We start from the raw sequence: 26,086 nt of genomic DNA on the forward strand, positions 1-26,086 counted from the left end.
CGCCTGACGGGCCGGGCGCGCCTCCGACTGTAACGGTGTCGGAAACGAACCGACTGATGCGCGCATGCAACAGGCAGTGCACGCGATTCGGGATACATTGAAATCCTCGCTGCAATTCGGCCCTTCCTGCCGGCAGCGGGTCCTCCCACACCTCACCAGCCCCCGGCGCCTTGTTCGGGGGTTTTTCTTTGTCCGCCTCCCGGAACGCCGGACCGGGGCTCGGGCGGGCACCGTCGATGCTGCACTGCAACAGGAATTGATACTTGCAGAGGACAGTATTGCGCAGTCTTGCCAGGGACCCGCAAACTTTACTCACGGTTCACACTGTCACCATCTGAATTACAGAGTTTGGAGAATCTTAGAACGCCGACGCCCACATCTGACGCGTGCGGAACACACCCGCAGCAATCAGGAGGAGGACGTCATGTTCTGGATGAAGGTCAGCGTCTCTGCCGCCGTCCTGGCGGCGTCCATGTCCGCCGCGGTCGCCGGCGGCGAATGGGCCACCAAGGATGAAGCGGCCGCGATGGTGAAGAAGGCCGTGGCCTTCGTGAAGGCCGAGGGGCCCGACAAGGCCTACGCCACCTTCACGAAGAAGGCGCCCGAGTTCATCGACCGCGATCTCTACATCGTCGTCTACGGGCTCGACGGCAAGGTGCTCGCGCACGGCGCCAACGAGAAGCTCGTCGGCAAGGAGATGATCGACGCGCAGGATGTCGACGGAAAGTTCTTCGTCAAGGAGCGCGTCGATCTCGCAAAGACGAATGCGTCGTTCTGGCAGGACTACAAGTTCGTGAATCCGGTTTCCAAGAAGATCGAGCCGAAGCAGATGTATTGCGAGCGCCTCGGCGAGACCGCCGTCTGCGGCGGCGTGTACAAGTTCTGACGCGAGAGCGTCGCCACTGATTGTCCGCAGCAGGGAATCGACCATGGCAGGATCGATCACACGCCGCTTCGCGAACCTCGGCATCAGCTGGAAGGTGCTCGCCGCACCGCTGGCCCTCGTGGCCGCCCAGCTCGTCGAGGGCGCGTCGCTGATCGGCACGATGGAGGTCAACCAGGCCGCCCTGCTGCGGCATACCGAACGCGCTGATGCCCAGCAGGCCGCGTCGGGTCTTGTCGGCAGCACGCTGACGCGGCTGCACGGGAAGCTCTACTACCTCACGGCGACGGCGGCGAACGAGAGCGACGAGGCCAAGATCAAGGCCGTGGCCAAGGAGGCCACGAACCTCGTGGCACCGCTCGAGGCGGCCTTCGCCAACTTCCGGCAGCAGATGCCCTCGCCCGAGGCCGCGGCGCTCTTCGACAAGGCCCAGCCGGTCCTCACGTCCTACCTGAAGCAGGGCAAGAACGTCGCCAACATGGCGGACAGCGACGCCGGTGCCGCCCTCATGTTCATGATGGGCGCCGAGCGCGCCTTCGTGGAACTCGAGAAGCACCTCGACGCCCTCGAGCAACTCGTCTCCACCGAGCAGGCCGCCAACGTCGCGTCGCTGGAAGCCCAGATCACCCGCCGGGAATACGTGTCCGTGGCGGGCATCGCGTTCCTTGCCCTGCTCGGCATCCTCGGCGCACTGGCGGCGGCGCGCGGCATTGCGCGCCCCATCGTCGCAACGTCCAAGGCGCTCGAGGACCTCGCCGCCGGGAAGCCTTCCAGCCTTCCCTTCACCGACCGCCGCGACGAGATCGGCTCCATGGCCCGCTCGTTCCAGGCGCTGCGCCGGTCGCTCGACGAGCGCGCCGAGCTCGAGCGGCAGAAGGGCGAGATCGACGCGCAGGCGGCCCGCAAGGCGCAGGCGATGGCGGAGATCGTCACTCGCGTCACCGAGACGGTGCGCAGTGCCGTCGCGGGGGACTTCAGCCGCCGCATCGACGCGAGCGGCGCCGACGGCGACCTCGCCACGCTGGTGGAGGGCATCAACACCATCAACGCCACCGTGGACGAGGCGACCGCCGAGTTCACCCGCGTCCTCGACGCCGTGGCCAGCGGCGACCTCACCCGCGAGGTCGAGGGCTCGTGGACCGGGCGCCTCGGCGACATGGGCTCGGCCATCTCGGGCACGATCCGCCGCCTCGCCGAGACGCTCGCGACGATCCAGCAGACGGCCGTCGACGTCGCGTCCGCCGCGCGGGAGATCAATGCCGGCGCCAACGACCTCTCCGGCCGGACCGAGCAGCAGGCCTCCTCGCTGGAGGAGACGGCGGCCACGACCGAGCAGCTCGCCGCGTCCGTCAAGTCGTCCGCTGGCTCGTCGCGGGAAGCTGCCACGCTCGCCGGCGAGGCGACCCGCGTGGCAGGCACCGGCGGGTCCATCGTCAACCAGGCCGTCGAGGCCATGGCCCGCATCGAGCAGGCCAGCCAGAAGATCTCGGCGATCACGTCCGTCATCGACGACATCGCCTTCCAGACGAACCTCCTCGCGCTGAACGCGGCCGTCGAGGCCGCACGCGCCGGCGAGGCCGGCAAGGGCTTCGCCGTCGTCGCCAGCGAGGTGCGCACGCTCGCCCAGCGCTCGTCCGAGGCTGCCAAGGACATCACCGGGCTCATCCAGTCCTCCGGCCAGGAGGTGCAGCAGGGCGTCCAGCTCGTGCGTTCGGCCGGTGACGCGCTCGGCCGCATCGTGCAGGCGTCGGAGAAGGTCGCCGCCACGGTCGCCACCATCAGCGACGCCGCCGCGGAGCAGGCGAACGGCATCGAGGAGATGACGCAGGCCGTCGCCCACATGGACGAGATGACCCAGCAGAACGCGGCGCTGGCCGAGGAGAGCGCGGCCTCCGCGTCCGCCCTGCTGGACCGCATCGAGCAGCTCAACCAGCTGGTCGCGACCTTCCGCGTGAAGGGCGCCGGCCGCAACGACCCCCTCCCGGGCCACCGCCACGCCCATGCCCGTCGCGTGGCCTGACCCGGCCCCTCGGCCCTGCCCGGCCCCTCTCCGGGCAGGGCCGATTTTCGCCGCCGCCGCCGACGTCTGTGACCCCGGCGGAAACACTGTTCGCCTTCGCTAGGATTTAACGCTTTGCCGCCGCGGGCGGTGACCGATGCTTTGCGAGACTGCGGGATGTCGTTTGGAAAGACCCGCGCCCCGGAGTACGAACCCTCCCGTCAGGCACCCGCCCGACGCGCCCTGATCCGCCATCTGGCCGTCGAGCCTGACGTTGACGCCTCCGGGGAAAGCGACGCTCCGCTCTCCTGTCGCCGTTCCCGGCGCCCCGCCCGGTCCCGAGCCCGGGCGGGGCCATTTTTCCCCGGCGTCAGCGTGGCCCGCGCCACGGATCCTCGGCGCCGCGGTGGCGACGGCCCGGAAACCCTTCCCGCTGCAAGCGCTTGTGCCGCCTCCGGCGACGGGGCTATCCCTCCACGGTCGCCGGCCTTCGGCCGCGCCGGGAGTTCGTCCATGCCCCACTCCGTCCGATACGCGCCACTGGCCGCCGCGGGCGTCCTCGCCGCGGGCCTCATCGCCGCCGCGCCGGCATCCGCGCAGAGCTCCGTCAATGGCTTCGTCATGCCGTCGGGCAACATCTACTGCCTTGCGGACGACGGCGACGGGGTGTTCCTGCGCTGCGACCTGAAGTCCATCGCCCGGCGACCGCCGCGCCCGAGGGATTGCGACCTCGACTACGGCACCGCCTTCGAGGTGTCGGACAAGGATCGTCCCGCCGCCCGCATCTGCCACGGCGATACGGTGATGGACGAGGGCTATCCCGTCCTGCCCTACGGCGCCTCGTGGACGCGCTTCGGCTTCGTCTGCCTCTCCGACATGAAGGGCGTGACATGCCGCAACCGCCACGGGCGCGGCTTCTTCCTGTCGCGCGCGACGCAGACGCTGTTCTGAAAGGGGCGGAGGTCAGGCCGCGTCGGGATGCACGCGCCGACGGGTGGCCGGCAGCAGCGGCTGTCGGGCGGAGATCGACAGCTTCACGAACTGGCTGACGGCGAAGTCCGCCGCGAGCAGCGGCGCGGCGATGGGCGGCGCCTCGGACACGACGTCCGCATCAGCCCGAAGCCGCCCGAAGAAACGCTCGAGAACGCGGATGTCGTCGTCGGTGACGTTGCAGAACGTCGGCATGGCACCCGCTCCGAAGGGACGGGAATAGACAACCTCAAGTTGATACGCCCGCCAACGGGAATGTAAACACTTGATTAACGCGAAGGCGCGACTGCGCGCAGACGCCGCAGGCGACGATCGTGATGGTGGCCGCTGTGGGACTCGAACCCACACGGGCGTGGCCCGAGGCATTTTAAGTGCCTTCCGTCTACCGGTTCCGGCAAGCGGCCTGTCACGACGCACTAGAGCATGCGGCCGGATGGGGGAAGACGGCTTTTCGCAGCGCCCGCGCACGCATTAGTCGCTGGAGCCGCAACGAGCGAGGCGTCCCGCGGGAACCGGATCCGGTCACGGCATCACAGCATCGGCCGCATCGTCCGGGCGAGTTCCTGCGTGCCGGCGTAGTCGACCTTGCCGCTGCCGAGCACCGGGATGGCGGCGGTGACGAGGATCGCGCGCGGCACCCAGAGTTCCGGATAACCCTGCGCCTGCGCGTGGGCGAGCAGCGCGCCGCGGTCGGCGTCCGGCTTGTCGGACACGAGCACGATCTGCTCGCCCTTGCGCGGGTCGGGCAGCGTCACGGCGACGTGGCTCGCGCCCGGCCACAGGCTTCCCGCGAGGCTCTCGATGGCGGCGAGCGACACCATCTCGCCGCCGATCTTGGCGAAGCGCTTGGCCCGGCCGCGGATGTGGACGAAGCCGTCGTCGTCGATGACCACGATGTCGCCGGTGTCATGCCACCCGTCCGCCGGCGGCACCAGTTCGCCCGGGGCCGCGGGCAGCAGGTAGCCCGCCATCACGTTGGGCCCGCGCACCACCAGGCGCCTCCCCTCGTGCAGGCCCTCGACGGGCTCGAGCCGCACCTCGATCCCCGGCAGGACGCGCCCCACCGTGCCGGGCCGGTTGTCGAAGGTCTGGTTGACCGCGATCACCGGCGAGCACTCGGTCGCGCCATAGCCCTCCAGGATAACGCAGCCATTGGCGCCCCACAGCTCACGCGTCGCGTCGCGCACCCGCTCGGCGCCGGCCACCACCACGCGCACGCTGTCGAGGTCGCCCGGTTCCGCAGCGCGGGCCCAGCCCTGAAGGAACGTGTCCGTGCCGAACAGGATCGTCGCGCCGACGGCCTTGGCGAGCTTCGGCACCTGCCGGTAGTGCAGCGGGCTCGGGTAGAGCACGGCGCGCATGCCGGTGACGAGCGGCAGCAGCAGCCCGCCGGTCAGCCCGTAGCTGTGGAACACCGGCAGCGGGTTCAGCACCACCTGCCCCTCGCCCAGCGGCGGCGAGCCGATGTGCGCCTCGATCTGGCGCAGGTTGGCGAGCAGGTTCGCGTTGCTCAGCACCACCGCCTTCGGCTTGCCCTCCGACCCGGAGGTGAACAGCACCACCGCAGCCTCGTCCGGCGCGGAGGCGTAGCGCGCATGGACCACGCGGGCGAACCACGAGCGCACCAGCGCGGCCGCCTTGTCGAGGCTGGTGACGGCGGCGCGGATGTCCTCGAGATAGGCGACGCGCACCGGCGCCCCGTCGACCTGCGTCGCCTCCAGCGCCGCGACGATCTCCTCCAGCCGCGCCGTTTCGACGAAGCGGCGGGAGGTGACGACGGTGCGCACCCGCGCCGTCTCCACCGCCGAGCGCAGGTTGCGCGCTCCCGCGGTGAAGTTGAGCATCGCCGCAACGCGGCCATAGGCAGATAGGGCCATGATCGTGACGCCCACGGCGTTGACGTTGGGCAGGAGCACGCCCACCGCCTCGCCCGTGCGGGTCGTCGCGGCGAGTTTCCGTCCGATCACGAGGGCGCCGAGGACGAGCCGGCCGTAAGACAGCGGCGCGCGCTCGGGATCCTCCAGGATCGGAGTCGCGGCGCCGTGCCGGTCGCGGGCGTCGAGCAGCGCCCGGAACAGACTGGTGCGGGTGGTCGCGGCGTCGAAGGCGTGGCGTGTCACCCGGGCCTCCCTGCCGCGGCGCGTGGAATGGGCCTGGTCAGCCCTTCTGCCCCTCGGCGATCGGCGCCTGGAAGGCGAGGCCGAGGTCCCACGGGAAGTAGATCCACGTGTCCTGCGAAACCTCCGTGACGAACGTGTCGACCAGAGGGCGGCCGAGCGGCTTGGCGTAGACGGTGGCAAAGTGCGCCTTGGGCAGCATGTCGCGCACCACGCGGGCGGTCTTGCCGGTGTCGACGAGGTCGTCGACGACGAGCACGCCCTTGCCGCCCTCCCCGCCGAGCTTGGCGACGGCGTCGGAAATGCCCTTCAGCACCTTCAGCTCACCCTGCGAGGTGTAGTCGTGGTAGCTCGCGACGCACACCGTCTCGATCACGCGCGTGCCGAGCTCGCGCGACACGATGGCCGCCGGCACCAGCCCGCCGCGGGTGATGCAGACGATGGCCTCGAACGGCCCCGACGAGGCGAGGCGCCAGGCCAGCGCCCGCGCGTCGCGGTGGAACTGGTCCCAGGAGACCGGGAAGGCTTTCGGCGAGGCGGGCTGCGACATGGCGGGTCTCCGGGGTCGGTCGTCAGGCGGAACGGGTGGCCTCGGCGGCCGGCGGGGCGCCGAGCTCGACGAGCATGGCGGCGACGGCGGCGCGCGCCGCCTCCAGCACCTGCGGGTCGCGCGCCCGCACCACGATCTGGTTGCGGAAGCGCTGCCCGTCGAAGGAGGGATAGGAGCCGATCACGACGCCCGGATGCGCCTTCTGCACGGCGGCGAGCGGCGTGCCGTAGGCACCCTCCGGCAGGCCGCCGCTGCCGAGCGACACCGACAGCATCTTCACGCCGGTTTTCAGCGTCGGGGCGATGGCGTCGAACATCGCCTGCATGATCGAGGGCACGCCCGCCATCACGTGGACGTTGCCGATGCGGAAGCCGGGCGCCTTGCTGATCGGGTTCTCGATGAGGTCCGCCCCGTGCGGAATGCGCGCCATGCGCAGGCGGGCCTCGTTGAGGTCGGCCGGGTTGGGGAAGCGCTCGCGCAGCATCGCCACCGCCCGCTCGTCATGCGAGATGCCGACGCCGAAGGCCTTGGCCACCGCGTCGGCGGTGATGTCGTCGTGCGTCGGCCCGATGCCGCCGGTCGTGAAGACGTAGTCGTAGCGCACGCGGATCGCGTTCAGCGCGGCGACGATCTCCTCCTCGACGTCGGGCACCACACGCACCTCGCGCAGGTCGATGCCCAGCGCCGTGCAGTAGTCGGCGATGGTGCCGATGTTCTTGTCCTTGGTGCGTCCGGAGAGGATCTCGTCGCCGATGACCAGCAGGGCGGCGGTGACGACGGGCGCGGCTTCGGCCATGGAGAACCTCCGGGAGTTGCGGCATTTAACGTGCCCCGCCCGCCATCTCAAGGCTGCGCGGCCACGCCGCTGTGCACAGCACGGGCGGCACGGCTTCCGCATCGCGTCCGCGACAGCCACCATGCCGCTCCCGAAGCGACAGACCCCGATTCCATGCGTTTTCCCGCCCCGCTCGTCCCCGGCCGCCTCGTGCGGCGCTACAAGCGCTTCCTCGCCGACGTCGTGCTCGACACCACGGGCGAGACCATCGTCGCCCACTGCGCCAATCCCGGCTCCATGATGGGCCTGCAGGCCGAAGGGAACCGCGTGTGGCTCTCGCGGTCCGACAACCCGGCCCGCAAGCTCGGCCACTCGTGGGAGATCGTCGAGGCCGAGTTCGGGCGCGGGCCGGAACTCGTCGGCATCAACACCGCATGGCCGAACGCCATCGCCGCGGAGGCCATCGCGAAGGGCCTGATCCCGGCGCTTCACGGCTACCCCACACTGCGCCGCGAGGTGAAGTACGGGAAGAACAGCCGCGTCGACATCCTGCTGGAGGGCGGCGGCCGTCCGCCCTGCTTCGTCGAGGTGAAGAACGTGCACCTCATGCGCACCCCCGGCCTCGCCGAGTTCCCCGACAGCGTCACGACGCGCGGCGCCAAGCACCTCGACGAGCTCGGCGACCGCGTCGAGGCCGGCGACCGGGCGGTGATGCTCTTCGTCGTGCAGATGGCGGCGGACCGCTTCGCGCTCGCCGCCGACATCGACCCCGGCTACGCCGCCGCCTTCGCCCGCGCCCGCGCCCGCTCCCGCGGCGTCGAGGCGCTCGCCTGGTGCTGCCGCGTGACGCCGGAGGAGATCGTGCTGGAACGGCCGGTGGAGGTCGTGGAGGCAGGCTGACCCACCACCCCTCATTCCCCACCGCTTCGCTCCGGGACCTTCTCCCCGTGCAACAGGGAGAAGGGGGCGGCGCACCGCAGCTTCACGCTGACATCGCCCCGGCAGCCGAACGCCATCGAAAGAGCCGCAACGGCGCCCACCCCTTCGCCCCGCTTGCGGGGAGAAGGTGCCCCGAAGGGGCGGATGAGGGGCCGGCGCCCTACCCCCGCGCGAACTCCATCAGCATGTCGCGGAAGCGCTGCGCCGCCGGCGACAGCCGCGCCATGCGCCGCTCGACGAGGCCGATGGTCCGGGTCACGGCGGGCTGGATGGGCTTGGTGACGATGAGCGGGTGCGGCCCCTCGGGCGTCGCGAGGCGGGGCAGCACGGAGATGCCGAGCCCGCGCTCGACCAGCCCCAGCGACGTGGTCAGGTGGTTCACCTCGTACTGGAACGTGAGCCGCACGCCGGTGCGCGCCAGCGCGTTCTCGAGGATCATCCGGTTGCCGCTGGCGCGGCTCACGCCGATCAGCCGCTCGCCCTGCATGTCGGACCACGACAGCCGCTCGCGCCGCGCGAAGGGGTGGTCGTTGCGGCAGGCGAGCACGTAGGGGTCCTCGACCAGCGGGGTGAACTGCAGGTCCGGGTCGGAGCTGCCGAGCAGGTTGATGCCGAACTCCGCCTCCCCGCGGGAGACGCTCTGGAGGCCCTCGTTGGCGGAGAGGTCGAGGATGCGGAAGCGGATCTGCGGGAAGCGCGCGTTGAACGCCTCGATGGCGCGCGGCAGGAAGTAGAAGGCCGCCGTCGGCACGCAGGCCAGCGTCACCTGACCCGCCTGCGACTGCCCCACGCCCGTCATGCCGAGCAGCGTGTCCTCGAGCTCGTCCAGGAGCCGGCGCGCCAGCGGCGCAAACGACGCCCCGACGGACGTCGGCGCCACGCGGCGCGTGGTCCGCTCGATGAGCGGCGCGCCCACCGCCGCTTCCAGTGCCTGGATGCGCCGCGACAGCGCCGGCTGCGACATGGCCAGCGCCTCGGCGGCGCGATGGAAGCCGCCGAGATCGAGGACGGTCAGGAACGCCCGCAGGTCCTGGAGCTCAAAATTGATCCGCATAGCGGATCAATAACGCGAATCTTTGCATTTCTCAACGTGTATTGATCCGCCTAGCAGTTTGGTCGCGGCAATTGATGCTCGCAAGAGAGTGCCCCGACCATGGCGACCCTGCGGATCCCCTGTGTGCTCATGCGCGGCGGCACCTCCCGCGGCCCGTTCTTCCTGGCCTCGGACCTGCCGTCGGACCCGGCCCGGCGCGACTTCGTGCTGGTCGGCGCCATGGGGGCCGGCCACGCCCTGCAGATCGACGGCCTCGGCGGCGGCAACGCGCTGACGAGCAAGGTCGCCATCGTCGGGCCGGCGACCGTGCCGGGCGCCGACATCGACTACCTCTTCGCGCAGGTGAAGGTGCTCGAGCGCAGCGTCGACACCTCCCCCAACTGCGGCAACATGCTCGCCGCCGTCGGCCCCTTCGCCATCGAGCAGGGCCTCGTCCCGGCCCGTTCGGGCACCACCGCGGTCCGCATCCACAACGTCAACACCGGCAAGGTGATCGAGGCGCGGGTCGCCACGCCCGGCGGCCGGGTCACCTACGACGGCACGACCGCCATCGACGGCGTGCCCGGCACCGCCGCGGCGGTCCACCTCGCCTTCGTCGATGCCGCGGGCTCCCGCACCAGCGGCCTGTTCCCCACCGGCCTTCGCCGCGAGACGATCGACGGCATCGAGGTGACATGCGTCGACGCCGCCATGCCGCTCGTCGTCATGGCGGCGGCGAGCCTCGGCAAGACCGGCGCCGAGACGCCCGAGGCGCTCGACGCCGACGCCGCGCTGATGGCCCGCATCGAGGCCGTGCGGCGGGAGGCGGGACGCCGGATGGGCCTCGGCGACGTCTCCGGAAAGGTCATCCCCAAGCCGGTCCTGGTCGCGCCCCCCCGCGCCGGCGGCGCCTTCGCCGCCCGCTACTTCATGCCGGCGAACTGCCACAAGGCGCTCGCCGTCACGGGCGGCGTCGCGCTCGCCACCGCCGCGACGTCGCCCGGGACGGTGCTGGAAGCCCTCGTCGCCCCTCCCGTCCCGCCCGTCGACATCGTCGTCGAGCACCCGTCAGGGCGCCTGCAACTGCACGTCGAGCGGGACGCCGGACGGGCCGAGCCCACGGTCAGCGTCGTGCGCACCGCCCGCCGGATCTTCGAGGGCACGCTCCTCGTGCCCGTCCCCGACAGCCTCGCCTTCGCCTCGCGCGCCGCCTGACGGCGCCGTTGGCCCGCCGGCCTTGATCCAGCATAACCACACTCGGAGGAAACCCATGCTTCGCGTCCGCAGCGCCCTTCTCGGCGTCACCCTCGCCGCTGTTGCCGCCCTGCCGGCCTTCGCCCAGGGCTATCCCAGCCGGCCCATCAAGCTGGTGGTGCCCTACGCCGCCGGCGGCGGCACCGACGCCATCGCCCGCCTCGTCGCGCAGGGCGTCGGCGAGCGTCTCGGCCAGAGCATGGTCGTCGAGAACAACGGCGCGGCCGGCGGCAACGTCGCCACGGCGCAGGCCGCGACGGCGGCGCCGGACGGCTACACCGTGCTGATGGCCAACCAGGGCCCGATGGTCGTCAACCCGCACATGTTCAAGTCGGTGAAGGTCGATCCGCTCGCCGCCTTCGACCCGGTGACGCTGATCGCCTCGGCCGCGCTCGTGCTCGTCGTGCCGAAGGCCTCGCCCATCCAGACCTTCGAGCAGTTCATCGAGGTCGCCAACAAGAACCCCGGCAAGCTGAGCTACGGCTCCGCCGGCAACGGCTCGGCGAGCCACCTCGCGGCGCTGCTGCTCGGACAGGTCGCGAAGATCAACATCGTCCACGTGCCCTACCGCGGCGCCGGCCCGGCGCTGAACGACCTCGTCGGCGGCCAGACCGACTTCATGATCACCACGCTGCCCTCCGTCGTCGGCCTCGTCGAGGGCGGCCAGCTGCGCGCCCTCGCCGTCACTGGCCAGGGCCGCGTCGCCTCGCTGCCGAACGTCCCGGCCGTCGCCGAGAAAGGTTTCCCCAGCTACGAGGCGACCGCCTGGTACGGCTTCGCGGTGCCGAAGGGCACGCCGAAGGACATCGTCGAGAAGCTGCGCGAGGCGACGACCGGCGCCATCACCGGCGGCGCCCTGAAGGAGCGCCTCGCCGCCGAGGGCGCCACCCCGGTCGGCAACTCGGCCGACGCCTTCGGCGCCATGATGCGCACCGAGTCGGCCCGCTGGGCGAGCGTGATCAAGGAATCGGGCTTCAAGCTCGACTGAGCGGGAGGGGCGACGCCGCCCCTCATCCCCCTCCGCTTCGCTCCGGGACCTTCTCCCCGTGGGACGGGGAGAAGGGGGGCGGCGCCACGGCGCCTCACAACCGATAGCGCGTTGCGACCGACAGCGCCCCGGCACCGGACGTCATCGCAAAAGGCGCAACGGTGCCGCTCCCTTCGCCCCGCCTGCGGGGAGAAGGTGCCCGCGCAGCGGGCGGATGAGGGGCGGGAGCAGTCTCAGAAGCGCTCGAAGATCAGGTTGACGCGGGTCTTGGCGACGAGCGCGTAGCCCTTCTCGCGCAGCAGCTCCGGCAGGTCGATCTGCCAGCGCCCGGTGCCGTTCTCGATCAGGAAGAGCCGCGGCAGCAGGCTCTCGGGCGCGGTGCGCAGGAACGGCTCGAGGATCAGGTCCTCTGCGCCCTCCACGTCGAGCTTGATCGCGTCGACGCGGTCGAAGCCCTCCTCGTCGAGGAGCTGGATGAGCGTCTTGGCGGCGACCTTCACCGCCGGCCCGCCGGAGAGCCCGACGAACTTCACAGACGATTCGCCGTGGTTCTTGGTGTCGACGAACAGGGTCAGCTCGCCCGCCTTGTCGGCGACGGCGCAGTCCACGGCCTTCACCGTGCCGAACGGGTTCTGGCGGATGTTGTAGACGAGCCGCTCGAACACCACGGGCTGCGGCTCGACCGCCAGCACCCGGCCGGTCGCGCCCGCCCGGGCGGCGACGAAGAGGGCGTAGCCGCCCACGTTCGCCCCCACGTCGACGAAGACGAACCCTTCCCTAATGTGCCGCTCCAGCACCGCGCGCTCGTCCGGATCGAAGTACTGCGGCGTGAACAGCAGGCGCTTCTCGCAAACGTTGTTGCCCGGGTAGAGCCGCATCCGGGCCCCGACCGACTCGATGTCGACCGGCTCCCCGCGCAGCATCCAAAGCCCGATCTGCCGCGCCGCGAAGGCGAGGCGCCGGCCGGCCCAGCTGCGCGGCATCCGGCGGCTGAACGCGATCAGCCGCGCCAAGGCACCCGCCGGCTGGTGGGTGCCGTAGGCGCTGGTGTCCGTGGAGCGCGTCATGGGGCTCGTTCCGGCGGTATCCGGGGCGGCGGTGGAGCTCGACATGGGCGCACGACTACAGCCTCGCGGCCCCGCGCGCCAGCCCCCGGTTAACCACCGATCTTGCGCCGGGGCGCGGATTGGCCCATGTGATGGCATTGCATTCCGTCCGGGACGTCCCGATGACCTTCGTCGACGCCGCCCAGTCAGCCAGCCGGAAGACGGGCGAGATCAAGCTCCACGGCCCCGAGGGTTTCGAGGGCATGCGCCACGCCGGCCAGCTCACGGCCCGGGCGCTGGACATGCTGGTGCCGGAAGTGCGGCCCGGCGTGACCACGGAGCACCTCGACCGCCTCGTCTTCGAGTTCGCCATGGACCACGGCGCCTACCCGGCGCCGCTGATGTACCGCGGTTTCCGCAAGGGCATCTGCACGTCGATCAACCACGTCGTCTGCCACGGCATCCCCGAGAGTAAGCCGCTGCGCGACGGGGACATCGTCAACATCGACGTCACGCTGGTGCTGGACGGCTGGCACGGCGACAGCTCGCGCATGTATCTCGTCGGCGACGTGCCGCGCCGCGCCCAGCGCCTCGTCGAGGTGACCTACGAGGCCATGATGCGCGGCATCGCCGCCATCCGCCCCGGCGGCACGACCGGCGACATCGGCGCCGCCATCCAGGACTTCGCGGAGGCCGAGCGCTGCTCGGTGGTGCGCGACTTCTGCGGCCACGGCCTCGGCCGGCTGTTCCACGACGAGCCGAACATCCTGCACTACGGCCGGCGCGGCGACGGCGTGCCGCTCAAGCCCGGCATGTTCTTCACCGTCGAGCCGATGATCAACCTCGGCCGCCCTCACGTGAAGGTGCTCGGCGACGGCTGGACCGCCGTCACCCGCGACCGCTCGCTCTCGGCGCAGTTCGAGCACACCGTCGCCGTCACCGAGACGGGGGTCGAGATCTTCACCCTCTCCCCGAAGGGCTGGGACATGCCTCCCGCCGCCGGCGCGGCCGGCTGAGGCGATGCGCGAAGCGGCTCCTCCCGGGTACGATACCGGGGAGGACCACCGCCGGGGCCACCGCCAGAGGTTGAAAAGCCGGTTCATGCGCGTGGGTCATCTCGCGCTGGAGGAGTACGAGCTCCTCGAACTCATCCTCTACCGCGCCATCCCGCAGAAGGACGTCAAGCCGCTGGCCAAGGCGCTGATCGCGCGCTTCGGCTCGCTGCCGGAGGTGCTCGGCGCGCCCGTCACGCGGCTGATGGAGGTTCCCGGCATCGGCGAATCCACCGCCGTCGAGCTGAAGATCGTCGAGGCGGCGGGGCTGGCGCTGGCGCGCGGCGCCGTCGCCAAGCGCACCGTGCTCGGCTCGTGGTCCGCCGTCATCGACTACTGCCGCGCCGCCATGGCCTTCTCGGACCGGGAGAGCTTCCGCATCCTGTTCCTCGACAAGCGCAACGCGCTCATCGCCGACGAGGTGCAGCAGACCGGCACCGTCGACCACACGCCCGTCTATCCGCGAGAGGTGGTGAAGCGGGCTCTGGAACTCTCCGCCTCCGCCGTCATCCTGGTGCACAACCATCCGAGCGGCGACCCCACGCCCTCGCAGGCGGACATCCGCATGACGCGCGAGATCGCCGAGGCCGCCCGCCCGCTCGGCATCGTCGTGCACGACCACATCATCGTCGGCCGGCAGGGCCACAGCAGCCTCAAGGGCCTCGGTCTCTTCTGAAACCGCACCTGACTCCGTCCGACCGCCCAAGGGCTCAGCCGCGCCTGCCCAATTCTTCGGCAAGGCCCCGGCGGCGCCCGCGTCGCATGCAAGTTCCTTCCACTGGCACGGGCTTTGCGGTTACGCTTCGCACGAGGAGTGTGCCGCCGCGTCGGTCGGGCGGCTTCGGGGGAGCGGGATGGCGTCAGCCTTCGACGAAATGCACGGCGGCGGGTCGGAGATCCGGGAGGCCTACAGGGCCCTCAAGCAATGGCTCGACACCGTCCCCGCCGACCACATCGCGCTGCGTCGAAGCCAGGCCGAACTGTTCTTCCGGCGCATCGGCATCACCTTCGCCGTCTACGGAGACGCAGAGGCCACCGAGCGGCTGATCCCCTTCGACATCATCCCGCGTGTTCTCACCAAGCCGGAGTGGAATCGGCTGGAGAAGGGCCTCGTCCAGCGCGTCAATGCGCTTAACGCCTTCCTGGGCGACGTCTACGGCCCGCGCGAGTGCCTGAAGGCCGGGATCATCCCGGAGGACCTCGTCTACCGCAATCCCGGCTTCAGGCCCGAGATGGCGGGCCGCAAGGTGCCGCACGACATCTACGTCCACATCGCCGGCATCGACATCGTGCGCGTCGACCCGGACACCTTCTACGTGCTCGAGGACAATGCCCGCACGCCCTCTGGCGTCTCCTACATGCTGGAGAACCGCGAGGTGATGATGCGGCTCTTCCCGGAGCTCTTCGCCGAGCACCGGGTCGCCCCGGTCGAGAACTATCCCGACAGCCTGCTCGCCACGCTGCGCTCGGTGGCCCCGCGCAGCGCCTCTCGCGACCCTGTCTGCGTGCTGCTGACGCCCGGACAGTTCAACTCGGCCTTCTACGAGCACTCCTTCCTCGCGGACAAGCTCGGCATCGAGCTCGTCGAGGGCTCGGACCTCTTCGTGCGCGAGGACATCGTCTACATGCGCACGACGCAGGGGCCGCAGCGCGTCGACGTCATCTACCGGCGCATCGACGACGACTTCCTCGATCCCCTCGCCTTCCGGCCGGACTCGATCCTCGGCGTGCCGGGGCTGATGAGCGCCTACATGGCCGGCAACGTCACGCTGTGCAACGCGGTGGGGACCGGCGTCGCCGACGACAAGGCCGTCTACAGCTACATGCCGGAGATCATCCGCTTCTTCACCGGCGAGGAGCCCATCCTCAACAACGTGCCCACCTGGCGCTGCCGCGAGAAGGAGGCGCTGACCTACGTGCTCGACCACCTGCCCGAGCTGGTGGTCAAGGAGGTCAACGGCTCCGGCGGCTACGGCATGCTTGTCGGCCCGCACGCCACGCGCCAGCAGGTCGAGGAGTTCCGCCGCAAGCTGAAGATGGCGCCGGACGGCTTTATCGCGCAGCCGACGCTCGCGCTCTCCACCTGCCCCACCTTCGTCGCCTCCGGCGTCGCGCCGCGCCACGTCGACCTTCGGCCCTTCGTGCTGTCGGGGTCGGACCAGGTGCGCATCGTGCCCGGCGGCCTCACCCGCGTCGCGCTGAAGGAGGGTTCCCTGGTGGTCAATTCCAGCCAGGGCGGCGGAACCAAGGACACCTGGGTGCTCGATGCTTAGCCGGACCGCCGACAACCTCTACTGGGTCTCCCGCTACATCGAGCGGGCCGAGTTCATCGCGCGCATCCTCGATGCGACGGCGCGCCTCGCCACCCTGCCGGCCGCCTATGGCGGAGCCGGCAACGAGTGGCGCAGCGCCGTGCTGACCGCCGGCGCCTCCGACGCCTTCGACCGCCACCACGGCGCCGCCAACGAGCGCACGGTGACGGAGTTCCTGGCCTTCAACCCCGACAACCCCTCCTCCATCCGCAACTGCTTCGAGACCGCCCGGTCCAACGCCCGCGCCGTGCGCACCGCGCTCACCGGCGAGATGTGGGAGGCGATCAACGGTGCCTACCTCGAGTTGCGGAAATACGATTCGAAGAAGATGACGCGCGAGGAGTTCGCCCGCTTCCTCGAGTGGGTGAAATCGGTCTCGCTGGCCTTCGACGGCTCGGCCTACCGTTCGATGCTGAGGTCCGACGCCTACTGGTTCTCGCGCCTCGGCGTCTACATCGAGCGTGCCGACAACACCGCCCGCATCCTCGACGTGAAGTACCACGTGCTCCTGCCCGAGAACGAGCAGGTGGGCGGCAGCCTCGACTACTTCCAGTGGTCGACGATCCTGCGCGAGGTCTCGGCGCTCACGGCCTACCACTGGGTGTATCGCGAGAGCCTGAAGCCCTGGCTCGTCGCCGACCTCCTGATCCTCAACCGGCAGATGCCGCGCTCGCTGGCCTCGTCCTACGAGAACATCGTGCGCTTCCTCGACGACATCGGCCGCAAGTACGGGCGCCAGGGCACCTCCCAGCGCCTGTCGCGGTCGATCCTCACGCGGCTGGAGAACACCACCATCGAGGAGGTGTTCAAGACGGGCCTGCACGAGTTCATCGACGCCTTCATCGTGGACAACAACAAGCTGGGCGCTGCCATCACCGACCAGTACCTCGTATGAGGATGACGGGCGGACGCCGGCGCCGCCCGAGGGTTCCTCGCGCCAGGGTTCTTCCATGCGCATCCGCGTCTCCCACCAGACGGTCTACGACTACGACCCGCCGGCGAAGTCGCTGATCCAGACGCTGCGCCTGACGCCCCGCAACCATGACGGGCAATACGTCGTGCACTGGCGCATCGACGTCGACATCGACGCGCGCCTGAAGCCCGCCGAGGACGCCTTCGGCAACGCCACGCATGGCCTGTCGGTCGCAGGACCGGTCGAGCGCCTCAGCGTGCGGGTGGACGGCGAGGTGGAGACCCACGACACCGCCGGCGTGGTGCGCGGCACCATCGAGCGGTTCCCGCCCATCGTGTTCCTGCGCGAGACGCCGCTGACGATGCCCGACGAGGCGATCGCGGCCTTCGCGACCGACACGTCCGCCGCCGCCGGGCCCGATACGCTGACCCGGCTGCACGCCCTCAAGACCGGCCTCAACGCGGCGATGAATGCCCTGCCCCCGCGTGACGGCGCCGCCGCCTCCGCGGCCGCCGCCTTCGCCGCGAAGGCCGGCGTGGCGCAGGACTTCGCGCACGTCTTCGTCACCGCCGCGCGGCGCATCGAGATCCCGGCCCGCTATGTCAGCGGCTACCGGTGCGATCCGGGCGAGGAGCACGGCGGCACGGCGCACGCGTGGGCCGAGGCCTATGTCGAGGGGCTGGGCTGGGTCGCTTTCGACGCCGTCCACGACGTTTGCCCCAGCGTCGGCCATGTCCGCGTCGCCATCGGCCTCGACGCCGACGGCGCGGCGCCCGTGCGCGGCACCCGCTTCGGCGGCGGGCACGAGTCGCTCGACGTGTCCATCCGCCTGACGACGCAGGGCCAGTCGCAGTCGTGACGCTGGCCCCCGACCGCCCGACCCGCTAGAGCTTGCCCCCGACGCGCCGCCGACTGCCTCGCAGCAGGCACCGACGGCCCGGACCGCCGACCGGAGACGAGAGACTTCCCGATGACCTATTGCGCCGGCATCCTCGTTCGCGACGGCCTCGTGATGATCGCCGACACCCGCACCAACGCGGGCCTCGACAACATCTCGACGTTCCGCAAGCTGCACGTCTTCGAGAAGCCCGGCGAGCGTGTCATCGCGCTGGCGACGGCCGGCAACCTGTCAATCTCCCAGTCGGTGGTCAGCTTCCTCAGCGAGGGCATCGAGAACGATACGACCGGCGAGATGGAGACGCTCCTCGACGCGCCGACGATGTTCCGCGCCGCCCAGCTCGTCGGGCGCGCCGTCCACAAGGTCCGGGCCGTCGACGGCCGCAGCCTCGACGAGGCCGGCATCAAGTTCGACGTGTCGATCCTGATCGGCGGCCAGATCCGCGGCGCCGCGCCGCGCCTTTTCATGCTCTACGCGGCCGGCAACTTCATCGAGTGCGGGATCGAGACGCCGTACCTGCAGATCGGCGAGCACAAGTACGGCAAGCCGATCCTCGACCGCGCCGTGACCTACGAGACGAGCCTGTCGGACGCGCTGAAGCTCGGCCTCATCTCGATGGACTCGACCATGCGCTCGAATCTCGGCGTCGGCCTGCCCATCGACATCGTGACGCTGCGCCGGGACGCGCTGGCGCCGGACCTCGTCCACCGCATCGAGGCGGGCGAACCCTATTTCCATGACCTGCGCGAGCGCTGGTCGGCGGCGCTGCGGGCCGCCCATATCGCGATCCCCCCACCGCCCTACAAGCCGAAGTAGCGCTCTTCGCGCATAAGTAAGTATTCCTGCGGTCAGACGCGCCGAGGTTGCACGTCCGGGCGAAACCGATCGGTAGGAAAGCTGTGTCATGGCTTTCCTGATCGAGAGTCCCGGAACCAGGGAATGCCGCCCAGCAACGGATTGGTCGCACCGAGCGCTGCGACGGCAAGGATCGTCTGGCCGGTGGCCGGCATCCTGCTGTCCATGCTGGCGCTGGCCGTGGGCGGCCTGATCTGGACCGGCCAGCGGACGAACGAACTGGCCATCGAGCGGCAGAAGACCCAGCTCCTCGGCGCCATCGACAGCCGCAAGCGGCAGGCCCTGGAGCAGCTGGCGCGCATCGCCACCTCCGAGGAGGCGCTGTCGGTCCTCAGCTACCCGATGATCCCGGGCCGGGCGCAGAAGCAGATCGGCGAGGCCCTCGATACCTTCTTCGATTTCGAGGCGAGCTTCATCGTCACGCCGGAGGACCTCGTGGTCACCGGCCGCGTCGACGACCAGCCCGCCGACCAGCGGGCCTTCGAGAGCCGCCGCGCCCTGTTCGCCGGGGTCCTGGCCGACGTGCGCGACAGGGTCGCCCAGCTGACCCTGCGGCGCGACGGGCGCCTCGCCTCCACCCGCAGCCCGGCCACCGCGGTGGCGCTGACGGGGGTCGCCCGCGTCCTGCACGACGGGCGCAGCGCCCGCATCGTCGTAGGCGTGGCGCTTCCGGGCGAGGCCGCCGCGTCCGGCGCCTTCGGCGGGCTCGTGGCGCTGGCGCTGCGACCCCTCACGCCGGAACTGCTGCGCGACGGCGCCCTCACCTCCGGCTTCGATGACCTGCACGTCGAGACCACGCCGGGCGAGACGGCCGCGTCCCTGCGGCTTATGTCGCTCGACGGCGGCCTGCGCCCGCGCTTCGTCTGGACGCCCGAGCGGCCGGGCGACAACGTGATGGAGCACGTGTTCCCCTCCATCCTCATCGCCATCTTCGCCATCGGCGTGTTCTCCGCCTTCATGTTCGCGCACGTGCGCTCGGTGACGACCGACCTCGTGCACCGCGAGCAGCAGGCCAACCACCTCGCCCACCACGACCCGCTGTCCGGCCTGCCGAACCGGGTCAACTTCACCAAGCGCCTCGACGCCGAGCTCTCCCGCATCCGCGACACCACGGAGAGCGTCGCCGTGCTGTTCCTCGACCTCGACCGCTTCAAGGAGGTCAACGACACCTTCGGCCACGAGGCCGGCGACGAGCTGATCTGCCAGGTGGCCCGCCGCCTCGCCGACACGCTGCGCGGGGCCGACCTGCTGGCCCGCTTCGGCGGCGACGAGTTCGCCATCATCCAGACGCGGGTGCGCAACCCGGGCGACTGCGCGGCGCTCGCCCAGCGCGTCCTCGACGCCATCGAGCCGCCCTTCTCGCTCTCGGCCGGCACCGCCACCGTCGGCGTCTCGGTCGGCATCGCCATCGCCCCCGCGGACAGCCGCGAGCGCGAGCGGCTGATGAAGCTCGCCGACCTCGCGCTGTACCGGGCCAAGAACGACGGGCGCAACCGCTACAGCTTCTTCGAGCTCGGCATGGACGACGCCCTGCGGCTGCGCAAGGCGGTCGAGGACGACCTGCGCGGCGCCATCGCGCGCGACGAGCTCGACATCCTCTACCAGCCCCAGTTCTCCGCCGACGGCCGCAAGGTGCAGGGCGTCGAGGCGCTGGTGCGCTGGAACCACCCGATCCACGGTGCCATCCCGCCGGCGAACTTCATCCCCATCGCCGAGGAGCGCGGCCTCGTCGGCCTGCTGGGCGAATGGGTGCTCCGCCGCGCCTGCCGCGACGCGCGCCGCTGGACCGGCATCAGCGTGGCCGTGAACGTCTCGCCGATCCAGTTCCGCCAGACCGACTTCGTCGAGGCGGTGACGCGCATCGTCGCCGAGGAGGAGATGGATCCCGGCCGCGTCGAGCTGGAGGTGACGGAAGGCGTCATCGTCGAGGACGCCGACGCCGCCGAGAACGCCATGATGGAGCTGCGGGCCCGCGGCTTCCGCTTCGCGCTCGACGACTTCGGCACGGGCTACTCATCACTGATCTATCTGCGGCGCTTCGCCTTCGACAAGATCAAGATCGACCGGTCGTTCCTGGAATCGATGGAGTCGACGGGGGAGAGCGCCATCCTCGTCCACTCGGTCGTGCATCTGGGCCGTGCTCTCGGCCTGACCGTGACGGCGGAGGGCGTCGAGACGCTGGAGCAGCAGCGCTTCCTGCAGGCGGTGGGCTGCCACCAGCTGCAGGGCTTCCTGTTCTGCCGCCCCGTGTCGGCCCGCGACATCGACGACCTGCTCGCCAACCCGGGAGAGGTCGTCCGGCTGCGTGCCCGCGCGGTGGCCTGACCCCGCCTCGGTTCAGAAGATCGCTTCGGCGCTCGCGACCAGCGCCACGATGAAGCCCAGCGTCAGGCTGGTGCCGATCGACCCCACCACGAGCCCGCCGATCACCACGTAGCCGTCGCGCTCCACGAGCCCGAGGCCGACGAGGGCGATGCCGAGCCCCAGCGGGATCTGCCCGATGAAGGGCGCGGCGAAGACGAGCGCGAGCGAGAACGCAACGAGGGCGATGCCGATGAGCCGCATCGCGAGGTCGGACGCGAACACGCCGAAGCGCGGCCGGGCGAAGCGCTCCAGCCATCGCAGCCACGGGACCGCCCGGTTGGCCGCCCGCTCCACGTCGGCCCGGGAGAGACTGCGGTCGAGGAGACGCTGCGGCAACCAGGGCTGCGGCCGCCCGACGAAGATCTGGACCCCCACGACGGCGAGCAGGATGCCGCAGATGAGCGGGATCGGCGGCGGCATCGGCAGGCAGTTGGGAAGCGCGAGGACGACGATCAGGAGCGAGTAGGCGCGTTCGCCGAGCGCCCCCACCACCTCCCGCACGGTGATGCGGGTATCGCCGGTCGCGGCCGCAAGTCCTGCGAGGATTTCGGAGGTTCTGAGGGTGGCGGCCGCCATGGGTCCCGGGTACGCGTGGGCAGGGCGTCCATGAACGGACGCGCGTTCATGTATCGCACCACGCCGGGTTCTCCAAGCGCCGTGCCGTCCCGAAGGCCGATGCCCTCCTCCCGACGACCTCCCGCGAGTTGCGGGAAAGCCGCGGGCGCCGGTGGGCGGGGACCTAGTGCAGCCGGAACTCCCCGCCCCTGAGCTTGAGCTCCGCGGGCTTCACCAGCCGGGCATGGGCGACCTGGACCGAGTGCAGCGGACCCTCGAGGCTGTCCCGCCAGAAGGCGAGGAAGTCGTTGAGCACGGGAAAGTCGGGGGCCACGTCGTAATCCTGCCAGACATAGGTCTGCAGGAGCGTCGGGTAGTCGGGCAGGCGGTAGAGGATGCGCGCGGTCGTCAGGCCGTAGCCATTGAGCTGCTTGATGAAGTCCTGCGAAACCATGAAGCCTCCTTCCCTCCGGGGGGAGGCTTCGGCCCAGGCTCGCCCCGGGAGCCGCCCCGGAGAATGCACCACGAACGCAATGGTTCATGATCCGGGGCGAGTTGTAAATTCCTGATGAACATCAATGTTTTAGCAGCAGTGATGACGGAGTGCTGACAAGCGGGCCAGCCCTCGCCGTCATCCCCGGCGTCCCGCGGAGCCCCCTCCCAGAGTATCCCCGACGACCGTCGAAGCCCCCTCACCATCATCCTCGGCGACCGGCGAAGCCGGTCGGGAAGGGGATCCGGCCGAACGGTCGGCGGTGCATCCCTTCCCGCGCCTGCGGCGCGCCGGGATGACAGCGTGGAAGGCCCAGGCCGGGGAGCCCGCCCTTCACCCCTTGGTCCGCAGGCGCGAGCGGCCGCCGTCGATGCCGATCACCTGCCCGGTGATCCACGACGCCTCCTCGCCGAGGAGCAGCGCCGCCATCGGTGCGATGTCCGCGGGCTCGCCGAGGCGCTGCACGGCATGCATCTGCGCGATGGCGCCGGCCATCGCCTCGTTGGCGGTGAGGCCCGCCGCGAGGGGCGTGCGCGTCAGCGAGGGGGCGATGCAGTTGACCCGCACCTTCGGCGCCAGTTCCGCCGCCAGCGCCAGCGTCAGGCCCTCCACCGCGCCCTTGGCCATGGCGACGGAGGCATGCGCGGTGAAGCCCTGCGCCACGGCAACGGTCGAGAACAGCAGCACGCTGCCGCCGCCGTTCTCCCGCAGCGCGGGAACGGCCGCCTGCACCACCCGCGCCGCGCCGAGCGCGTTGATGCGGAAGTCGCGTTCGAAGTCGGCATCCGTGAGCCGCCCGAACGGCTTCAGGTTGATCGTTCCGACGGCGTAGCACAGGCCCGACAGCCGCCCCCCGCCCGCGGCGGCGGCCTCGCCCACCGCCACCCGGACGGCCTCGGCCTCCTCCACGTCGGCGGCCGTGCCCGTGGCGCCGATCTCGGCCGCCAGCGCGTCGACCCGGGCCCGGTCCCGCGCCACGAGGTGCACGGCCCGCCCCTGCTGCCGCAGGGCCCTCGCCACCGCGCTGCCGATCCCGCCCGTCCCGCCGAACACCACCACCGGAGCCGTCATGCCATCCTCGCTGCCTTCGGCGGCACCCTCGCCGCCCGAAGCGCAGCACCTAAGGGAGGGGGCCTCGAGATCAATGGCGGCGCGCCGACACGCCGCGCCGTCACGCGATCTGGCAGCACGCAGGCGTTCGCAGCGGCACGACCATCGTGCGTCCTTCGAGACGCGGCCTGCGGCCGCTTCTCAGGATGAGGGACATTGTGGGACAGGGCCACCGTCAGGCGGGGCAGCCCCGGATCTCCTCATCCTGAGGAGGCCGCGCAGCGGCCGTCTCGAAGGACGCAGGATCCCGATGCCGGCCTTCGCGGCCGCCCTCTCACACCTGCCGGTCGCGCAGCGCCTTCAGGGCATCCGGCGTGTCGGCGTCGACGAGGACGCTGTCGTCGGCGGGAACCTCGATCACCGTGTCACGGTGCGCCTCGAGCAGGCGCCGCGCGCCCGCGTCGCCGGAAAGGCCTGCGACCTCGGCAAAGAGCGCCCGGGCGAGGACCACGGGGTTGCCCCACGCCCCGTCGTGGAGCGGCACCGCGGCGCAGCCGCCCGGCTCGGCCTCGAACGCCGCGACGAGGCGGCGGATGAAGGCCGCGCGCACCAGCGGCATGTCACCGAGCAGCACGACCGCCCCGTCGACGTCCTCCGGCAGCGCCCCGATGCCCGCCTTGAGCGAGGTGGAGAGGCCGTCCGCGTAGGCGGGGTTGGCCACGAAGGTCACGTCGAGCCCGTCGAGCGCCGTGCGCACCGCCGCCTCCTCGTGACCGGTCACGACGAGCACCGGCGCCGCGCCGCAGTCGAGCGCGACCTCGGCGACGTGCCGCACCATGGGCCGCCCGGCAAGGTCGGCGAGGAGTTTGTTGCTCCCCATGCGGCTCGACCGGCCGGCCGCCAGCACGATGGCGCCGATGCCCTTCAGCGTGGTGCGCATCATTCCCCCTCCCCGCCGTGGGCCTCGCGCGGCTGGCCGCGCTGGACGATCTCCATCAGCAGCCCGCCGACGCCCATGCGCACGATGTCCGCGCGCCGCACGGGCAGGCCCGCCATGAGCCGCTGCAGCACCCAGTCGAAGCCGTTCTCCTTCGGCGAGCGGGCGCAGCCCGGCGCGCCGAGCACCGGCAGGTCGCCCATCGCCCCCACGAGGAGCAGGTTGCCCGGATCCACCGGCATGCCGAAATGCTCGATGCGCCCCCCGGCGGCCTCGAGTGCGGCGGGGATGACGTCGCGCCGGTCGGTGATGGCGGAGGCGCCGAAGACGACGATAAGGTCCACCCCGCCCTGCGCCATCGTGGCCAGGGCGTCGGTGAGCCGGTCGGCCTCGTGCGGCACCTCGCTCTCCGCCACGATGGCGGCGCCGGCCGGGCCCAGCCGGCCCTGCAGCACGCCGATGGTCTTGCGCACCACCGACGGCTTCAGCCCCGGCAGCAGCGTCGACACCACGCCCACCTTCAGCGGGCGGAAGGCGGCGACGCGCACGGGTGGCACGGCGACCGCCGCCACGGCGCGCGCGAGCAGCGCCTCCGGCACGGCGAACGGGATGATCTTGACCGTGCCGATCATCTCGCCCTCCTCCACCGCCCGGAAGGCGGGGAGCGTGGCGATGGTCACTGCCTCGTCGACGGTGTTGATGCGGTCGACCGCCGCCTCGTCGACCACCAGCACGCCGGCGTGCTCGGCGAAGAGGTTGCTGCGCCCGGTGAAGGGCCGCTCGACGCGAACACCCTCCCCCGCCGCGGCGGTGGCGAGGCGGCGCGCGGCCTCGTCCTCGGGCACGTCGCCGGCCTCGTGGCGGGCGACGACGATGGTGTCGATGCCGGCCTCGCGCAGCTTCGCCACGTCGGACTCGGTGACCACCGTGCCCTTGCGGACCACGGCCTCGCCCGCGCGCACCGAGTGCACCGCGATGCCGCCGATGGCCTGCGCGAGGGGGACCGCTCCGAACTGCATGGGGCCTCCCTCAGCCGCTGCCCTTCTTATGCCCCGTCGCCGGGTCGAGCCGCAGCGCCGCGGTGATCTCGCCCAGGATCGACAGCGCGATCTCCGCCGGGCTGATCGCGCCGATGTTGAGGCCGATCGGCGCCTTGATCCGGCCGATCTGCTCGGGCGTGAAGCCCGCCGCGGCGAGCCGCTCCACCCGCTTGGCGTGCGTCTTCCGCGAGCCGAGCGCGCCGACGTAGAAGCAGTCGGACTTCAGCGCGTGGTCGAGGGCCGGGTCGTCGATCTTCGGGTCGTGCGTCAGCGCCACGAAGGCCGTGTAGCGGTCGACGCCGAGCGTCGGCAGCACCGCATCCGGCCATTCTGCGTGCAGTGCCACGTCGGGGAACCGCTCCGGGGTGGCGAAGGCGGTGCGCGGGTCGACGATGACCACGTCGTGCCCGAGCAACCGCGCCATCGGCGCGAGCGCCTGCGAGATGTGCACGGCGCCCGTCACGAGGATGCGCACGGGCGGCACCTGAACGGTCAGGAAGACGTCGCCCTCGGGCGTCTCGGCCATGCCGCTCTTGCCGGAGCGCAGACGCTCGCGCAGCAGGTCGGCGAGCGAGTCGCCCGCCACGTCGGCCTCGCGGACGAGCCGCTGCCGGCCGTCGGCGACGCGCGTGACGAGCACGGTCGCCCGGCGCGCCTTGCGCTCGGCGTTCAGGATGGAGAGCAGGGCGAGGTCCATCACGCCACCTTCTCGACGAAGACGCGGATGCGCCCGCCGCAGGACAGGCCGACGCGCCAGGCGGTCTCGTCGGCGACGCCGAACTCCAGCATGCGCGGCGCGCCCGTGCCGATCACGTCGATGGCCTCGGTGACGACGGCGCCCTCGACGCAGCCGCCAGAGACTGAGCCGAGGAAGTTGCCCTCCTCGTCGATGACGAGATGGCTGCCCACGGGCCGCGGGGCGGAGCCCCAGGTCTCCACCACGGTGGCGATGGCCACGCCCTTGCCCTCGCGGCGCCAGGCCTCCGCATGGTTCAGGATGTCGTCGTCGGTGGACAGCATGTCGGCTCTCCTTCTTGGTCTGC

The 26,086-nt window shown here is 71.0% G+C and carries 26 protein-coding genes and 1 tRNA gene; 13 read left to right on the forward strand and 14 right to left on the reverse strand.

The genetic code is table 11. The features are described from left to right. Positions 1 to 424: 424 nt before the first annotated feature. The 3 genes from ACX9GQ_RS14795 (at position 425) to ACX9GQ_RS14805 (ending at position 3,833) form a co-directional block, all read left to right on the forward strand. Positions 425 to 886, forward strand: a complete 462-nt coding sequence (locus tag ACX9GQ_RS14795; protein WP_459630323.1) for a cache domain-containing protein — start codon at positions 425 to 427, stop codon at positions 884 to 886. Between the two features lie 43 nt (positions 887 to 929). Beyond that, a complete protein-coding gene (locus tag ACX9GQ_RS14800; RefSeq protein WP_459630324.1) occupies positions 930 to 2,903 on the forward strand; it encodes a methyl-accepting chemotaxis protein in 1,974 nt (657 codons plus the stop codon). Positions 2,904 to 3,395: 492 nt separating this feature from the next. Next, entirely contained in the window at positions 3,396 to 3,833 is a 438-nt protein-coding gene (locus tag ACX9GQ_RS14805; protein WP_459630325.1) for a DUF6636 domain-containing protein, read from the forward strand. Between the two features lie 12 nt (positions 3,834 to 3,845). Here the strand turns inward: ACX9GQ_RS14805 and ACX9GQ_RS14810 are convergent, their stop codons facing one another. The 5 genes from ACX9GQ_RS14810 to ACX9GQ_RS14830 form a co-directional block, all read right to left on the reverse strand. After that, a complete protein-coding gene (locus tag ACX9GQ_RS14810; protein WP_459630326.1) occupies positions 3,846 to 4,067 on the reverse strand; it encodes a hypothetical protein in 222 nt (73 codons plus the stop codon). Between the two features lie 123 nt (positions 4,068 to 4,190). Further along, positions 4,191 to 4,276 (reverse strand) — tRNA-Leu (locus tag ACX9GQ_RS14815). A 126-nt stretch (positions 4,277 to 4,402) separates the two neighbouring features. Beyond that, positions 4,403 to 5,992, reverse strand: a complete 1,590-nt coding sequence (locus ACX9GQ_RS14820) for an AMP-binding protein (RefSeq protein WP_459630327.1) — start codon at positions 5,990 to 5,992, stop codon at positions 4,403 to 4,405. A gap of 37 nt (positions 5,993 to 6,029) precedes the next feature. After that, the gene (gpt, locus tag ACX9GQ_RS14825) at positions 6,030 to 6,539 is read right to left on the reverse strand and encodes a xanthine phosphoribosyltransferase (protein ID WP_459630328.1); all 510 of its coding nucleotides are present in this window, start codon (positions 6,537 to 6,539) and stop codon (positions 6,030 to 6,032) included. Between the two features lie 22 nt (positions 6,540 to 6,561). Beyond that, entirely contained in the window at positions 6,562 to 7,335 is a 774-nt protein-coding gene (locus ACX9GQ_RS14830; protein WP_459630329.1) for a competence/damage-inducible protein A, read from the reverse strand. Positions 7,336 to 7,488: 153 nt separating this feature from the next. Between ACX9GQ_RS14830 and sfsA the strand changes: the two genes are divergently transcribed. Then, positions 7,489 to 8,214, forward strand: coding sequence for a DNA/RNA nuclease SfsA (gene sfsA / locus ACX9GQ_RS14835; RefSeq protein WP_459630330.1), 726 nt, complete (start codon positions 7,489 to 7,491; stop codon positions 8,212 to 8,214). A 199-nt stretch (positions 8,215 to 8,413) separates the two neighbouring features. Here sfsA and ACX9GQ_RS14840 read toward each other — a convergent pair whose 3' ends face one another. After that, positions 8,414 to 9,307: a LysR family transcriptional regulator gene (locus ACX9GQ_RS14840; protein WP_459630331.1), complete on the reverse strand. Its 894-nt coding sequence runs from the start codon at positions 9,305 to 9,307 to the stop codon at positions 8,414 to 8,416. 99 nt (positions 9,308 to 9,406) lie between these two features. On the opposite strand from ACX9GQ_RS14840, the gene ACX9GQ_RS14845 reads away from it, so the two are divergent. Then, positions 9,407 to 10,501: a 4-oxalomesaconate tautomerase gene (locus ACX9GQ_RS14845; protein WP_459630332.1), complete on the forward strand. Its 1,095-nt coding sequence runs from the start codon at positions 9,407 to 9,409 to the stop codon at positions 10,499 to 10,501. Between the two features lie 55 nt (positions 10,502 to 10,556). After that, positions 10,557 to 11,528 (forward strand): Bug family tripartite tricarboxylate transporter substrate binding protein, encoded by a 972-nt coding sequence (locus ACX9GQ_RS14850; protein WP_459630333.1) that lies wholly within the window; start codon positions 10,557 to 10,559, stop codon positions 11,526 to 11,528. 233 nt (positions 11,529 to 11,761) lie between these two features. Here the strand turns inward: ACX9GQ_RS14850 and ACX9GQ_RS14855 are convergent, their stop codons facing one another. Then, entirely contained in the window at positions 11,762 to 12,595 is an 834-nt protein-coding gene (locus ACX9GQ_RS14855; protein ID WP_459630334.1) for an FkbM family methyltransferase, read from the reverse strand. A 161-nt stretch (positions 12,596 to 12,756) separates the two neighbouring features. Here ACX9GQ_RS14855 and map point away from each other — a divergent pair, with 161 nt between their 5' ends. The 7 genes from map to ACX9GQ_RS14890 all read left to right on the forward strand — a co-directional run bounded on the left by map (position 12,757) and on the right by ACX9GQ_RS14890 (position 20,929). Beyond that, positions 12,757 to 13,590: a type I methionyl aminopeptidase gene (gene map / locus ACX9GQ_RS14860; RefSeq protein WP_459630335.1), complete on the forward strand. Its 834-nt coding sequence runs from the start codon at positions 12,757 to 12,759 to the stop codon at positions 13,588 to 13,590. A 4-nt stretch (positions 13,591 to 13,594) separates the two neighbouring features. Then, the gene (gene radC, locus ACX9GQ_RS14865) at positions 13,595 to 14,302 is read left to right on the forward strand and encodes a RadC family protein (protein WP_459630336.1); all 708 of its coding nucleotides are present in this window, start codon (positions 13,595 to 13,597) and stop codon (positions 14,300 to 14,302) included. Between the two features lie 178 nt (positions 14,303 to 14,480). After that, positions 14,481 to 15,899, forward strand: a complete 1,419-nt coding sequence (locus ACX9GQ_RS14870) for a circularly permuted type 2 ATP-grasp protein (protein WP_459630337.1) — start codon at positions 14,481 to 14,483, stop codon at positions 15,897 to 15,899. Continuing rightward, positions 15,892 to 16,833 carry an alpha-E domain-containing protein gene (locus ACX9GQ_RS14875; RefSeq protein ID WP_459630338.1) on the forward strand — a complete coding sequence of 314 codons (942 nt, stop codon included), beginning with the start codon at positions 15,892 to 15,894 and terminating at the stop codon, positions 16,831 to 16,833. Before ACX9GQ_RS14870 ends, ACX9GQ_RS14875 begins: the two co-directional genes overlap by 8 nt. Before the next feature lie 55 nt (positions 16,834 to 16,888). Further along, a complete protein-coding gene (locus ACX9GQ_RS14880) occupies positions 16,889 to 17,710 on the forward strand; it encodes a transglutaminase family protein (protein WP_459630339.1) in 822 nt (273 codons plus the stop codon). 111 nt (positions 17,711 to 17,821) lie between these two features. Continuing rightward, positions 17,822 to 18,565 carry a peptidase gene (locus tag ACX9GQ_RS14885; RefSeq protein ID WP_459630340.1) on the forward strand — a complete coding sequence of 248 codons (744 nt, stop codon included), beginning with the start codon at positions 17,822 to 17,824 and terminating at the stop codon, positions 18,563 to 18,565. Positions 18,566 to 18,688: 123 nt separating this feature from the next. After that, positions 18,689 to 20,929 carry a putative bifunctional diguanylate cyclase/phosphodiesterase gene (locus tag ACX9GQ_RS14890; protein WP_459630341.1) on the forward strand — a complete coding sequence of 747 codons (2,241 nt, stop codon included), beginning with the start codon at positions 18,689 to 18,691 and terminating at the stop codon, positions 20,927 to 20,929. A gap of 12 nt (positions 20,930 to 20,941) precedes the next feature. On the opposite strand, the gene ACX9GQ_RS14895 is transcribed toward ACX9GQ_RS14890, so the two are convergent. The 7 genes from ACX9GQ_RS14895 to ACX9GQ_RS14925 form a co-directional block, all read right to left on the reverse strand. Continuing rightward, positions 20,942 to 21,544 (reverse strand): exopolysaccharide biosynthesis protein, encoded by a 603-nt coding sequence (locus ACX9GQ_RS14895; RefSeq protein ID WP_459630342.1) that lies wholly within the window; start codon positions 21,542 to 21,544, stop codon positions 20,942 to 20,944. Positions 21,545 to 21,707: 163 nt separating this feature from the next. After that, positions 21,708 to 21,977 carry an usg protein gene (locus ACX9GQ_RS14900; protein WP_459630343.1) on the reverse strand — a complete coding sequence of 90 codons (270 nt, stop codon included), beginning with the start codon at positions 21,975 to 21,977 and terminating at the stop codon, positions 21,708 to 21,710. Positions 21,978 to 22,349: 372 nt separating this feature from the next. Continuing rightward, complete coding sequence (locus ACX9GQ_RS14905) at positions 22,350 to 23,087, reverse strand: SDR family NAD(P)-dependent oxidoreductase (protein ID WP_459630344.1); 738 nt, start codon at positions 23,085 to 23,087, stop codon at positions 22,350 to 22,352. A gap of 313 nt (positions 23,088 to 23,400) precedes the next feature. Next, complete coding sequence (locus tag ACX9GQ_RS14910) at positions 23,401 to 24,006, reverse strand: nucleotidyltransferase family protein (protein WP_459630345.1); 606 nt, start codon at positions 24,004 to 24,006, stop codon at positions 23,401 to 23,403. Continuing rightward, a complete protein-coding gene (locus tag ACX9GQ_RS14915; protein ID WP_459630346.1) occupies positions 24,006 to 25,022 on the reverse strand; it encodes a molybdopterin-binding protein in 1,017 nt (338 codons plus the stop codon). Before ACX9GQ_RS14915 ends, ACX9GQ_RS14910 begins: the two co-directional genes overlap by 1 nt. A gap of 10 nt (positions 25,023 to 25,032) precedes the next feature. Then, positions 25,033 to 25,740: an XdhC family protein gene (locus tag ACX9GQ_RS14920; RefSeq protein WP_459630347.1), complete on the reverse strand. Its 708-nt coding sequence runs from the start codon at positions 25,738 to 25,740 to the stop codon at positions 25,033 to 25,035. Further along, positions 25,740 to 26,063, reverse strand: a complete 324-nt coding sequence (locus tag ACX9GQ_RS14925) for an XdhC family protein (RefSeq protein ID WP_459630348.1) — start codon at positions 26,061 to 26,063, stop codon at positions 25,740 to 25,742. The genes ACX9GQ_RS14920 and ACX9GQ_RS14925 overlap by 1 nt, the downstream gene beginning before the upstream one ends. Between the last annotated feature and the right edge of the window lie 23 nt (positions 26,064 to 26,086).

The organism is Alsobacter sp. R-9 (assembly GCF_054612375.1).